Origin of the sequence: Streptomyces sp. LS1784 (assembly GCF_020103755.1) — a bacterium.
Lineage (GTDB): Bacteria > Actinomycetota > Actinomycetes > Streptomycetales > Streptomycetaceae > Kitasatospora.
Window position 1 is genome coordinate 1 of sequence record NZ_JAHSQD010000219.1, and the last position, 12730, is coordinate 12730.

At 71.6% G+C, this 12730-nt stretch carries 12 protein-coding genes and 1 pseudogene; 2 read left to right on the plus strand and 11 right to left on the minus strand.

Going from position 1 to position 12730, the window contains the following annotated elements:
- The 7 genes and pseudogenes from KS423_RS23690 to KS423_RS23720 form a co-directional block, all read right to left on the minus strand.
- Positions 1-522: pseudogene (locus KS423_RS23690) on the minus strand (hypothetical protein); the annotation flags it as partial.
- 134 nt (positions 523-656) lie between these two features.
- On the minus strand, positions 657-1145 hold the full coding sequence (locus tag KS423_RS23695; RefSeq protein WP_224281657.1) for a DUF3180 domain-containing protein: 489 nt from the start codon (positions 1143-1145) through the stop codon (positions 657-659).
- Between the two features lie 184 nt (positions 1146-1329).
- Complete coding sequence (gene folK, locus KS423_RS23700; protein ID WP_224281658.1) at positions 1330-1929, minus strand: 2-amino-4-hydroxy-6-hydroxymethyldihydropteridine diphosphokinase; 600 nt, start codon at positions 1927-1929, stop codon at positions 1330-1332.
- Between the two features lie 120 nt (positions 1930-2049).
- Positions 2050-2409, minus strand: coding sequence for a dihydroneopterin aldolase (gene folB / locus KS423_RS23705; protein WP_224281670.1), 360 nt, complete (start codon positions 2407-2409; stop codon positions 2050-2052).
- A 247-nt stretch (positions 2410-2656) separates the two neighbouring features.
- A complete protein-coding gene (locus tag KS423_RS23710; RefSeq protein ID WP_224281659.1) occupies positions 2657-3136 on the minus strand; it encodes a nuclear transport factor 2 family protein in 480 nt (159 codons plus the stop codon).
- A gap of 28 nt (positions 3137-3164) precedes the next feature.
- Positions 3165-4037: a dihydropteroate synthase gene (gene folP, locus KS423_RS23715; protein ID WP_374120012.1), complete on the minus strand. Its 873-nt coding sequence runs from the start codon at positions 4035-4037 to the stop codon at positions 3165-3167.
- Positions 4038-4125: 88 nt separating this feature from the next.
- Positions 4126-5967, minus strand: coding sequence for a phosphatidylglycerol lysyltransferase domain-containing protein (locus KS423_RS23720; protein WP_224281661.1), 1842 nt, complete (start codon positions 5965-5967; stop codon positions 4126-4128).
- A 389-nt stretch (positions 5968-6356) separates the two neighbouring features.
- Between KS423_RS23720 and KS423_RS23725 the strand changes: the two genes are divergently transcribed.
- On the plus strand, positions 6357-7511 hold the full coding sequence (locus KS423_RS23725; RefSeq protein WP_224281663.1) for an esterase family protein: 1155 nt from the start codon (positions 6357-6359) through the stop codon (positions 7509-7511).
- Between the two features lie 115 nt (positions 7512-7626).
- Positions 7627-8415, plus strand: a complete 789-nt coding sequence (locus KS423_RS23730) for a ferritin-like domain-containing protein (protein ID WP_224281665.1) — start codon at positions 7627-7629, stop codon at positions 8413-8415.
- A 40-nt stretch (positions 8416-8455) separates the two neighbouring features.
- On the opposite strand, the gene folE is transcribed toward KS423_RS23730, so the two are convergent.
- The 4 genes from folE to KS423_RS23750 form a co-directional block, all read right to left on the minus strand.
- Complete coding sequence (gene folE, locus KS423_RS23735) at positions 8456-9061, minus strand: GTP cyclohydrolase I FolE (RefSeq protein WP_224281666.1); 606 nt, start codon at positions 9059-9061, stop codon at positions 8456-8458.
- A 106-nt stretch (positions 9062-9167) separates the two neighbouring features.
- Positions 9168-11222, minus strand: coding sequence for an ATP-dependent zinc metalloprotease FtsH (ftsH, locus tag KS423_RS23740; protein WP_224281668.1), 2055 nt, complete (start codon positions 11220-11222; stop codon positions 9168-9170).
- A 228-nt stretch (positions 11223-11450) separates the two neighbouring features.
- Complete coding sequence (gene hpt / locus KS423_RS23745) at positions 11451-12005, minus strand: hypoxanthine phosphoribosyltransferase (RefSeq protein WP_030059589.1); 555 nt, start codon at positions 12003-12005, stop codon at positions 11451-11453.
- Positions 12006-12076: 71 nt separating this feature from the next.
- Positions 12077-12730, minus strand: a 654-nt coding sequence (locus tag KS423_RS23750; protein ID WP_224281669.1) for an ATP-binding protein, incomplete at its 5' end; no start/stop codon positions are given.

Here is a 12730-nt window from a genome sequence, read left to right on the forward strand (position 1 = left end):
CTCCAGCAGCCGCAGCACGGCCGCCGCCCGCACGTACGCGGCCGGGCTGGCCGGGTACTTCGGACGGCTCGCGGCGAGCGCCCGCTGGGCCGCCTCGGCCTCCTTGAGCGCCTGCTCGGCCACCGTCACGGCCCGCTCGCGCAGCAGCCGGGCGATCTCGGTCTCGGCCTTCGCCAGCCGCGACTTCTCCGCCGTCAGCCGCCGCCCGAACCGGGTGGCCCGCTCCTCGGCGACCTCTGCCGCGTACTCGGCCTCGGCCAGCTGCTCCTCGAACCGCTCCTCGGCGCGCAGCCGCTGCGCCGCGGACATCTCGGCGGCCGCCCGGGCCGCCCTGTCCCGCTGGCGCAGCAGCAGCGCGAAGCCGAGCGTCGCGATCACCGCCGCGACGCCCACCGAGCGCACCAGGATGGTGTCCTGACTGAAAAGCAGAGCGGCCAGTGCGGCGACCAGCAGCACGCCGGCGGCGGTGGGGGGAAAGACCCGGCCGAGGACGGAGGAATGACGGTGGCGTCCGCGAGACATGTCCAAGAAACTAGCGTGCGAATTGGGGCCGTGTCAGCCCAGGGTCCCCTTCTGCCCTTGACAGCGTGCGGTTTTTACCGCACGTGCCCGGCTTCTCACCCAAGATCACGAAGAATGTCCTGCTCAGCGAGGTCTCAGCGGTGCGATGCCGCCGGGCCGCCCGGGTCGTCGTGGTTCTCCGGCAACTTGCACACGTGCTGGATCCAGAGCGCCGCCGCGATCACCGCGGCCCCCGCCAGCACCGCGAGCCCGGCCGTCACGGCCTGGTCCTTGCGGGCCGGCACGTCCAGCTCGCCCAGCAGGTAGATCCCGGCCCCCGCGTAGACGCCGGTGACCACCGCCGAGACCAGCGCGCTGGCCTGCCCCAGCACCACCGCCCGGGCCGCCAGCAGCGGGTCGACCCCCTTCGCCCCGGGCTGCCGCTCGCGCACCGCCTTCAGCCGGGCCCGCAGCGACAGCGCGGTCGCCAGCAGGATCACCGCCACCGCCGCCAGCACCACCGGCGCCGCGGCCGGCACGGCCGGCAGCGTGTCCACGGAGGCCCACAGCTTGGAGCCGGCCCAGGACAGCGCCGTCGTGGCGGCGGTGATGCCGATCAGCAGGCGGAGGCGAAGCAGCTTCACTCGGAGGGGGTCCTTCCCGGGTACCAGAACCGGCCGGGCCGCCCGGTGGCCCGGCGCGGCGACGCCAAGCCACCGTACCGGGCCCGGCCGGGCGGTCACCCGCGCGAACGGCTGACACCTAGTCGTACGGCCGGGCCCCCGGTCGAGTTCCCTGATCAACGACCCGGTCGTCGGCCCCGCGGGCCTACTCCGGCAGCGTCAGCCGGATGTCCTCGCGGCGCTTCACGCCCTGCGCGTCCGGGCCGCCCAGCGCCGTCAGCAGGGCGTCCACCCGCCCGTGCCCGGGCACCTCGGCCTCCGGCTGGGCGTCCAGCCAGGGGGCGAGCACGAAGGCCCGCTCGTGCGACCGCGGGTGCGGCAGCAGCAGCTGCGGGTCGTCGCTCGACACGCCCTCGTAGGTCAGGATGTCGACGTCCAGGGTGCGCGGGCCCCAGTGGACGGTCCGCACCCGCCCGAAGGCGTCCTCGATGGCGTTGCCGCGCTCCAGCAGGTCCCGCGGGGGCAGCGAGGTACGCAGCACCACGACCGCGTTGTAGTAGTTCGGCTGCTCCTCGGGCCCGCCGACGGCCTCGGTCTCGTACACCGCGGAGACGGCCGTGATCTTCAGCCCGGGGGTGTCGGCGAGCGCGTCGACGGCCCCCTGGAGAGTGTCCAGCCGGTTGCCCAGGTTGCTGCCGAGCGCGATCACCGCGCAGCGCTGGCTGTGCAGCGTGGTGTCGGCGGAGTCCACCCGGCTCTCCAGGTCGAACGCGTTCGGCGTGGTGGTCGGGTCGCTGGTGTTCATGCGCCCGCCTCGCTTCGCTCGGCAGAGGCATTCACCCGTGCGCGACTCCTGATCATTCGCTCGCTTCGCTCGCTCATCGGAAAACGTCCTCTACATCGGATACCGGGCGCGCGGCGGGGGTCATGCGCGGCCCCGGTGGATGGTCACGGTCACGTCGTCGAACGGCACGGTGATCGGGGCGTCCGGCTTGTGCACGGTGACCTCGACCTCCTCGACCGCTTCGTGCTTGAGGCACTGGTCGGCGATGCGCTGGGCCAGCGTCTCGATCAGGTCGACCGGCTCCCCGGCGATGATCGCGGTGACCTCCTCCGCCACCAGGCCGTAGTGCGCGGTGCGGGTGAGGTCGTCTCCGGCCGCCGCGGGGCGGGTGTCCAGGTACAGCACGAGGTCGACCACGAAGGTCTGCCCCTCGACGCGCTCGCGCTCGAAGACGCCGTGGTGGCCCCGGGCTCGCAGCCCCCGCAGGGTGACGCGGTCCAGCAAACGAATCACTGCTCCCAGTCGGACGGGCCCCGCCCGGAGAAAGGCATGGACGGGCAGGGCGAAGGCGGGCAGCACGCCCGCCACTCCGTTTCGAATCTACCCGCGAGCACGGACAACGCCTGACCGTCCTACCCGGCACGAACCGACGCCACGCGCGCCGATATGGCGATTGACGTGAACGTTCGGTGACCACTCGGGAATTCCCGGGCGACTTCCCGGGACGGCATTTCCACGGCCGCCGGAATCAGCTCTCCTCGTCGTCGTCCCCGCTGGTCAGAACGGGTGAACCGTGATGCGACCAGAGCTTCCACCCCGCCGGGGTACGACGGAACAGATTCGTCGACACGACCTTTCCGCCGACCAGCGGCCCGAGCTCTCCCTCCTCCTCCGACTCGCCGCCGGACAGGATGTTCTCGGTGCACGTGACAAGGGCCACATCACCGTGCACCTCGGCCTCGACATCGGTCAGGAAGAACTGGATGTACTCCGTGTTCATCATGATCAGCATGTACGAACGGGTCACCTGCGCCCGGCCGCGGAGCACCGGCCAGCCCGGGTGCACGCACACCACGCCACCCTTGTCGTCGGCGTCCGCGGCTCCCAGCCAGGCGTCCTCGACCGCTTCCAGGTCCCCCCGTTCCAGCGCCTCGTAGAGCCCCCGGTTCGCCGCGAGCACGGCCTCCAGGTCCGCCCCCCGGGCCCGCCCGGCCGTACCGCCGCTCAACCTGCCGTCACCTGTCACAGACCCTCCCTCACCCCAACCGCGCCGCGTGCTGCCAGGCCGCGACCACCCGGACGGCGTCCGCCGTCCCTGACACGTCGTGCACCCGCACCGCCCAGGCTCCGGCCCGGGCCGACAGCACCGACACCGCGGCCGTCGCGTCGTCGCGTTCCCGGGCCGGGCGCAGTTCCCCGGTTGCCGGGTCGGCGAGCAGCGTACCCAGGAACCGCTTGCGCGAAGCCGCCACGAGCACGGGACGGCCGAGCGCGATGAGCGCGTCCAGCCGGCCGAGCAGCGCCCAGTTGTGCTCGGAGGTCTTGGCGAAGCCGAGCCCCGGGTCGAGGATCAGCTGGTCCTCCTTGACCCCGGCGGCCAGCAGCGCGTCCACCCGGTCGGTCAGCTCGGCGACCACGTCCCGGACCACGTCGCCGTAGACGGCCATCCGGTCCATGTCGGCGGACTGCCCGCGCCAGTGCATCACCACGAAGGGCGCGCCGGTCTCGGCGACCACCCGGGCCATCGCCGGGTCGGCGAGCCCGCCGGAGACGTCGTTGACGATCGCGGCACCGGCCTCGACGGCCCGCTCGGCGACCGAGGCGCGCATGGTGTCCACGGAGACGATCACCCCGGCGTCGGCGAGCTCGCGCACCACCGGGAGCACCCGGCGCAGCTCCTCCTCCTCGGGCACCCGCTGCGAGCCCGGCCGGGTGGACTCGCCGCCGACGTCCACCAGGTCCGCGCCGCGGGCCCGCAGCGCGAGGCCGTGCGCGATCGCCTTGGCGGGGTCGTGCCACATCCCGCCGTCCGAGAAGGAGTCGGGCGTGACGTTGACCACGCCCATCACGGCGCAGCGCTCCAGCCGCGGCAGACCGGCCGGCAGGGAGAAGGACGGCGAATCGTTCATGCTTCCCATTATCGAACGGGGCCCCCGCCGAGGATTCTCGGCGGGGGCCCCTTCCGCATCAGCGGGTCCCGGACGGCGGCGACGGGCCTCAGGCGGCCTCGCCGACCCCGCGGGTCGACGGGACCGGCATCAGCCCTTCGCGCTGGCGCCGGCGGCCGAAGCGCGGCATGCCGAGCGTGATGAAGGCCTCCGCCTGCATCGCGGCGAAGCCGATCCGCGGCAGGTCCCGGGTGTTCGGGAAGACCAGGAAGCGCGGCTCCCACTCGGGCTGGAACTTGGCGTTGAACTTGTACAGCGACTCGATCTGGAACCAGCGCGACAGGAACACCAGCAGCCCGCGCCAGGCGCGCAGCACCGGTCCGGCGCCGATCCGCTCGCCGCGGGCCAGCGCCGAGCGGAACATCGCGAAGTTGAGCGACACCCGGCGCACACCCATCGCGGGCACCGCCTGGAGCGCGGCGACGATGAGCAGCTCGTTCAGGCCCGGGTCGGCGGCGCGGTCGCGGCGCATCAGCTCCAGCGAGATGCCGTCCGGCCCCCAGGGCACGAAGTGCAGCACGGCCTTCAGGTCGTCGCCCTGCTCGCCCTCCTCCGGGGCCCGGTGGGCGGTGACCACCACGCAGTCGTCGTCCAGCGGGTCGCCGAAGCGGCCGAGGGCCATCGAGAAGCCGCGCTCGGTGTCGGTGCCGCGCCAGCGGGCGGCGGCGTCGGCGATCCGGTGCTTCTCCTCCGCGGTGAGGTCGGAGACCCGGCGCACCTGGCAGGAGTAGCCGTTGCGCTCGATCCGCTTGACCATCTGGCGCACGTTGCGCATGGCCCGGCCGGAGAGCGAGAAGGAGGCGGTGTCCACGATCGCCTCGTCGCCCAGCTCCAGCGCGTCCAGGCCCGCCTCGCGGGTCCAGACCTCGCCGCCGACCTCGCTGCACCCCATCACGGCCGGCACCCAGGCGTGCTCGCGGGCCTCGGCCATGAACACCTTGATCGCGCCCGGCCACGCCTCGACGTCGCCGACCGGGTCGCCGGAGGCCAGCATCACGCCGGAGACCACCCGGTAGGAGATCGCGGCCTTGCCCGTGGGCGAGAACAGCACGCTCTTGTCGCGGCGCAGCGCGAAGTAGCCGAGCGAGTCGCGCTCGCCGTGCCGCGCCAGCAGCGCGCGCACCTTCTCCTCGTCCTCGGCGGTCAGCTCGGGCTTCGGCTTGCCGGGGCGCAGCGCCAGGTAGGCGGTGGTGAAGGCGGTCAGCAGGCCGAGGCCGCCGAGCAGGTAGGCGACCAGGTCGGACATCCGGACGTTGCTGTACCGGATCGGGCCCTCGAAGCCGAACAGCCCGTACCCGACGTGCTGCAGGCGCTCGCTCAGGCCCGGGTGGCCGATCTCGTACCTGGTCCGGGTGCTCACGATCAGCAGGCCGAGCAGCACGCTGAGGACGCCCATGACGACCAGGTTGACCAGCGCCCGCCAGCGGGTGCGCGGGTCGGCCTTGGCGTAGAACTCGCGCTGGTGCACCAGCATCACGGCGAGGAGCACCAGCGAGACGACCGCCGGGCCGATCTGGTGCCAGCGCACGATGTGCAGTCCGGCACTGACCGGCAGCAGCACGCAGACCGCCCGCCAGGCCCGACGCTTGCGCCGGCGCAGCGCGTGCGCCAGCGGCACCAGCAGGATGCCGACCATCAGCGCGCCGACCGCCGCCAGGCTGGTGGTGCCGCCCGGCAGCTGCCCCGTGAGGGTGTGCACCTTGGTGTGCCGGAGCTTGGGGAACACCGCGCTGGCGATGTCCATGAGCCCGATTATCAGACAGGCGTAGCCGACCGCTCCGGGGAGCCAGGCCCTCGGGACGGCGGCCGCCTGGGTACGCAGCGTCTGCAGGCCGCGACGACGGCGCGACGGCTGCTCGGGGCTCGGCTCAACGGACACGGGAACGCTCATGGAAGCTCAGCGTAGGGGCTACGGGGCGGTGTCCTGTCACTCCGGGGGAGGACGCGTGATGGACCTTCATGCCTATTCCTTCATCAGGCAATGCGCATACCAAGGACCCGGAAACAGTCGGTAAACCGGGGCCGTGGTCGCGCTGCGGGTTGAGCCGGCGGTGGGAGCCGGGGGCCGCCGCACGCGACGCGACGGAACCCTCCGGGACACGTTACGTACGGTGGACGCCGCATTCTAGGGCGCCGGTTGCCTGCGGTTCCCCCCGCCCGTCCGCCCCGCCCGGACGCCCCCGCCCGGACGCCCGGACAGCCTAGCCGCGGTGGCCCGGCCTGACGGGCCACCAGACGATGAAGCCTGCACCGACAGCGTCCCACCGGAAGGCCGACGGTATGGAACTGACCAGCGATGCGCTGGTGAACTCGCTGCTCGCACTCGGCGTCGCGGCGATCGTCACGACCCTGTGGGTCTGGCCGCGGCTGGCGCGACAGCGCCCGCTGCCGGTGCTCGGCCGGATCGGACTCCTGATGGTCGTTCAAGTGTCGGTCCTGGCCGTGCTCGCACTGTCGGTGAACAACTCCTTCGGGTTCTACACCTCCTGGAAGGACCTGCTCAGTCCGGGCGGCGCCAAACTCGCGCTGACCAGCAACGAGAACCACAGGGGCGGCACCCAGGTCTCCGACGCACTGGTCCAGCCCACCGCCGAGGGCGGCCTGGAGACCATCACCAACCTGCCGCAGGGCCCGCCCGAGGAGGTCGGCAAGATCGAGTCGGTCCGGGTCAACGGCAAGGAGACGGGCTTCTCCGACCAGATGTTCGTCTACCTGCCACCCGCGTACTTCGACCGGAAGTTCTCACTGGTCCGCTTCCCCGTCCTGCTGGCCCTCGCCGGCTACCCGGGCACCACGCTGAACCTGCTGCAGGAGCTCCCGTTCGCCCAGACCGCGATCGAGCTGCAGCGCTCCGGCAAGATGCCACCGACCGTCCTGGTGATGGCCCGCCCGGCGGTCGTCCCCTCCCGGGACACCGAATGCGTGGACGTCCCCGGCGGGCCGCGCACCGAGACCTGGTTCGTCAAGGACGTCCCCACGGCCATCCGCGGCAGCTACCGGGTCGGCCGCACCGCCGGCTCCTGGGGCGTCTTCGGCTACTCCACCGGCGGCAGCTGCGCGCTGCGCCTGGCGATGCGCTTCCCGAACGTCTACGGCAACGCGGCCGGCCTGCACGGCGACTTCACCGTGCGCCAGGACAACTACACCGGCGGCGACCTCTTCAACGGCGACAAGGCCCTGACCCAGCAGCACGACCTCGGCTGGCGGCTGCAGAACCTGCCGGTCCCCGCGCTCAGCCTGCTGGCGGTCTCCTCCCGCACGGAGGGGGACTACCCGCAGACCGTCCAGTTCGTCGACCAGGCCACCCGGGCCGCGGCGGCCAACCCTCAGTTCACGATCGACTCGCTCTACCTCGACGACGGCGGGCACAACTTCGACAGCTGGACCAGGGAGCTGCCGGCCACGCTCGGATGGCTGAGCTCCCACCTCGGCTAGCGCAGGTGAGTGACTACCCGCCGGTCGGCCCGGACGGCCGACGGCTCGGGGGAACGTATCGCGACCACCCGTCGACCCCCGGCGGGCGCCGCCCCGGACCAGCGCAGGAGGCGCCGTGCTGAGCACCCGCTCGCTCTTCGACGAGATCTACCGGAACGACCAGGCGTACCAGCTGTTCTGCAGCATCGCCGCCGGCGGCGAAGACCAGGGCGGCTGGGAGAACGAGCAGATCACCACGCTCACCCGGGATCCGGTCCTCGCGCCGAAGGTCGCCCGGCACGGTGCCGACGAGCGCAAGCACGGCCGGATCTTCACCCAACTGCTGAACAAGCGCGGCCTGCCCAAGGTGCACGTGCCGGACGAGGCCGACTACTGCATGCTGCTGGAGCGCCAGGGCGTCGGTCTCTCGCACGAGCGGCTGAACAGCGACGTCCCGCTGACCGACCGCGAGATCATCACCTACCTCGCGCACAGCCGGGTCACCGAGCAGCGCGCCGCCGAGCAGATGCGCCGGCTGGTCAAGGTGTACGGGGACAACCCCGACCTCGGCCGGGCGATGCGGATGATCTCCGCCGACGAGGACAACCACCTCGCCTACTGCCACGAGGAGCTGCTGCGGCTGGTCTCCGAGGGCCACGGCCCGTACGTCCGGCACGCCCTGGAGGCCAGCGCCCGCGGCGAGATCCGCACCCACCGGGACGTCGGGCTCGCCGTCACCGCCCGAATGGCCCGGATCCTGCGCTGGCCGCGCTGGCAGCTCGCCCTGGTCGCCCTCGCGGTGCACGCGCTCTACCTGTACGACCGTGCCTACGGCTGGCGGCGGATGGTCACGCTGCGGATGCCCGAGCGCCGCAACGCCCTGGGCACCCCGGCCCCACCGCACGCGGAGCACGAGGTGCTCTGAGTGCTTCCCCGCCGGCCGGTGACGCCGCCGGCCCGTCCCCCTATCGACCGATGATGAGGCTCATCGCCTCGGCCCGGGTGGCCGGGTCGCGCAGCTGGCCGCGCACGCAGGAGGTGATGGTCTTGGCGCCGGGCTTGCGGATGCCGCGCATCGACATGCACATGTGCTCGCACTCCACCACGACGATCGCGCCGCGCGGCTCCAGGATCCGCATCAGCGCGTCGGCCACCTGGCTGGTCAGCCGCTCCTGCACCTGCGGCCGGCGGGCGTAGACGTCGACCAGGCGGGCGAGCTTGGAGAGCCCCGTGATCTTGCCGTTGATGGACGGGATGTACCCGACGTGGGCCACGCCGCGGAACGGCACCAGGTGGTGCTCGCAGACCGAGGTCAGCTCGATGTCCTTGACCAGCACCATCTCGTCGTGGCCGAGGTCGAAGGTGGTGGTGAGGACGTCCTCGGGCTCCTGCCACAGGCCCGCGAATATCTCCTTGTAGGCACGCGCGACCCGGGCCGGGGTCTCCAGCAGACCCTCGCGGTCCGGGTCCTCCCCCACGGCGAGCAGCAGCTCGCGGATGGCGTTCTCGGCCCGCTTCTGGTCGAAGGCACCGACGGCGGGCGGACCGTCGAGCGTCACCGGGTCGATCATGCGGGCCTCGCTTACTCGTGGGAAGACTCTGGCTGAACAGCACGGATGCCGCGCCTCCAGGGTACAAACCCTGGTGACGCGGCATCCATTCCCCACGGAGCGGGGGTCAGCCCTCGGTCGGCGGCTCGGTGGCCGGCAGCGTCGGGAGCTTCACGACGTCCACCGGGGCGCCCTCGCCGGAGGCGGCGCCGTTGGTGAGCGCCAGCTCCTTCGGGGACTGCACCGGAGGCCGGGTCGACGGCGTGCGGCGGGCGGAGCCCGTCCAGGCCGGCCGGGCCGGGCGCTTGACGATCGGCGCGAAGATCTCGGCGATCTGCTCCTTGTTCAGGGTCTCCTTCTCCAGGAGCTCCAGGACCAGGTTGTCGAGCACGTCGCGGTTCTCGACCAGGATCTCCCAGGCCTCGTTGTGCGCGGTGTCGATGAGCTTCTTGACCTCTTCGTCCACCAGCCCGGCGACCTCTTCCGAGTAGTCGCGCTGGTGACCCATCTCACGGCCCAGGAACGGCTCCGAGTTGTCGGAGCCGAACTTGATCGCGCCGAGGCGCTCGGTCATGCCGTACTGGGTGACCATGGCCCGGGCCGTCGCGGTGGCCTTCTCGATGTCGTTCGAGGCGCCGGTGGTCGGGTCGTGGAAGACCAGCTCCTCCGCCGCGCGCCCGCCCATCATGTAGGCGAGCTGGTCGAGCATCTCGTTGCGGGTGGTGGAGTACTTGTCCTCGTCCGGCAGCACCATGGTGTAGCCGAGGGCCCGGCCGCGGGACAGGATGGTGATCTTGTGCACCGGGTCGCTGTACTGGCAGGCCGCCGCGACCAGGGCGTGGCCGCCCTCGTGGTACGCGGTGATCTTCTTCTCCTTGTCGGACATGATCCGCGTGCGCTTCTGCGGACCGGCCACGACGCGGTCGATCGCCTCGTCCAGGATGGCGTTGTCGATCAGCTTCTTGTCCGAGCGGGCGGTCAGCAGCGCCGCCTCGTTGAGGACGTTCGACAGGTCGGCACCGGTGAAGCCGGGGGTGCGCTTGGCGACGGCCGACAGGTCGACGTCGGGCGCGATCGGCTTGCCCTTCTGGTGCACCTTGAGGATGTCCAGCCGGCCCTGGAGGTCGGGGCGCTCCACCGCGATCTGGCGGTCGAAGCGGCCCGGGCGCAGCAGCGCCGGGTCCAGGATGTCGGGGCGGTTGGTCGCGGCGATCAGGATCACGCCGCCCTTGACGTCGAAGCCGTCCATCTCGACCAGCAGCTGGTTGAGGGTCTGCTCGCGCTCGTCGTGGCCGCCGCCGAGGCCCGCACCGCGGTGCCGGCCGACGGCGTCGATCTCGTCGACGAAGACGATCGCCGGGGCGTTCGCCTTGGCCTGCTCGAAGAGGTCGCGGACGCGGCTGGCGCCGACACCGACGAACATCTCGACGAAGTCCGAGCCGGAGATGGAGTAGAACGGCACCCCGGCCTCGCCCGCGACGGCGCGCGCCAGCAGGGTCTTGCCGGTGCCGGGCGGGCCGTAGAGCAGCACGCCCTTGGGGATCTTGGCGCCGACGGCCTGGAACTTGGCCGGCTCCTGCAGGAACTCCTTGATCTCGTGGAGCTCCTCGACCGCCTCGTCCGCGCCCGCGACGTCGGCGAAGGTGGTCTTCGGGGTGTCCTTGGTGAGCAGCTTGGCCTTGGACTTGCCGAACTGCATGACCCGGGAGCCGCCGCCCTGCATCTGGTTCATCAGGAACAGGAAGACCAGGACGATGATCACGATCGGGAGCATCGACAGCAGCAGGCTGACGAAGGTGCTCTGCTTCTCCGGGCTGATGGTGTAGCCCTCGGCGAGCGTGCTCTGGTCCTTGTCGTTGACCTGGGCCTGGAGCTTGTCGGCGATGGCGACGCCCTGGTCGCCGATGTACGAGGCCTGGAACTTGGTACCGGACGGGACCTTGCCCGTGCCGGAGCTGGGCAGCGTGGCGCCGTCCTTCAGCTGGATCTTGATCGTGTTCGAGTCACCGGTGGTGATCTGCGCCGACTTGACGTTGTGCGCGTCGATCGCCGCGACGACCTGACCGGTGTCCACCGTCTTGTAGCCGTTCGAGTCCGAAACGACCTGCATCAGTACGATGACGGCGAGGACGGCCAGCACGATCCACATGATCGGCGCACGGAAGTATCGCTTGACGTCCATCCATGCGGGGCGTTGCCGCCCCGTCCCTCCTGCCACTCAACGGCGCCGGGGGTCTGTTAGGCCGCGGCGCATCCGATTGGTGCTCATGTGAAGAGCGGTTCATTGGACCGTACCGCAGTCGGACCCGCCCATGGCGGGAGCACGGCGACACGGCTTTCGTTCTTTGTCCCCCCGGGTCCAACGGGCGGGAACGGCCTACTGTTCCCGCCCGTAGCCCGAACGGGGCCCTCAGCCGCCGTAGACGTGCGGGGCGAGGGTGCCGATGAAGGGGAGGTTGCGCAGCTTCTCCGCGTAGTCCAGGCCGTAGCCGACCACGAACTCGTTGGGAATGTCGAAGCCGACGTACTTCACGTCGATCTCGACCTTGGCCGCGTCCGGCTTGCGGAGCAGGGTGCAGACCTCCAGCGAGGCCGGGCCGCGCGAGCCCAGGTTGCCCAGCAGCCAGGACAGCGTCAGACCGGAGTCGATGATGTCCTCGACGATCAGGACGTCACGGCCGGCGATGTCGGTGTCCAGGTCCTTCAGGATCCGCACCACACCGGAGGACTTGGTGCCCATGCCGTACGAGGAGACCGCCATCCAGTCCATGGTGACCTGCGAGTGCAGGGCCCGGGCGAGGTCGGCCATGACCATCACGGCCCCCTTGAGGACGCCGACGATCAGCAGGTCCTTGCCTGCGTAGTCCCGGTCGATTCGCTCGGCCAGCTCCAGGAGCTTGGCGTCGATCTCGTCCTTGCTGATGAGCACCTTCGCGAGGTCAGCGCCCATGTCGTTCTGGTCCACCGGGGATACGTCCTCAAACGTTCGGGGTCTGTGTGGCCGGCGGTCGGCTCCCCCGGGGCATGCCTCGCCCGTCAGTCGCCCTGCCGCCGAAAGACCAGCGTGCCACACCTGCGGGTGGCCTCGACGCCCCCGGGTAGGTGCAGCGGGCCCTGTCCGCGCCATCCGGTGACCAGCAGGTCGATCGTCTCCAGGTGCCGGGCGAAGAGGTCCCCGGCCGGACAGCCCGCCCGCAGCGCGGCCCGGCGCAGCACCCGGCGGCGCACCGCCGGCGGCAGTTCGGCCAGTTTCACGGCGTCCAGGGCCCCGTCGCCGGTGCGGAGGTCGCGTTCGGCCAGGGAGGCCCACTGGTCGAGGGCGTCGGCGTCGTCGCGGAACAGCCGGGCGGTGCGGGCCAGCGCCTCGACCACTCCGCCGCCCAGGTGCTTCTCCAGGACCGGCAGCACCTCGTGGCGGACCCGGGAGCGGGTGTAGGCGGGATCACAGTTGTGCGGGTCGTCCCAGACCGGGATCGACTGGGCGGCACAGGCCTGCCGGGTGGCGGCCCGGTCCAGCTCCAGCAGCGGGCGGCGGTAGCGGCCCTTCTGGGCCGGCATCCCGGCCAGCGAGCGGGCGCCGGAGCCGCGGGCCAAGCCCAGCAGCACGGTCTCGGCCTGGTCGTCCCGGGTGTGGCCGAGCAGCACCGCGACCGCGCCGTGGCGGTCGGCGGCCTCGTCCAGGGCGGCGTA